The following is a 275-nucleotide window of genomic DNA, read 5'->3' as shown; positions in this document are numbered from 1 at the left end:
AACTTTGCGATACGGCAAAGGCGGCGAAGAAACTCGGCGTAAAGGTCGTTAATGGATTTACCGGCAGCTCGATATGGCACTATGTTTATTCCTTCCCGCCGGTTTCAGCGGATATGATTAAGGCGGGGTATAAGGATTTCGCGAAACGGTTTACGCCAATTCTGAATGTTTTCAAGAGCCAGGGCGTGAAGTTTGCGCTGGAAGTTCACCCGACGGAGATAGCTTTCGATATCGCATCGGCGCAAAAGGCGCTTGAGGCAGTGAAGAACCATCCG

1 protein-coding gene is annotated in these 275 nt (G+C 50.5%); it reads left to right on the top strand.

The annotated features are described in order from the left end of the window. On the top strand, positions 1-275 hold a 275-nt coding region (locus tag RAD04_RS38665), incomplete at both ends, for a sugar phosphate isomerase/epimerase family protein (RefSeq protein WP_461627968.1).

The organism is Bradyrhizobium sp. 25ACV, from assembly GCF_054863005.1.
This window is presented reverse-complemented; position numbering and strand designations above follow the sequence as displayed.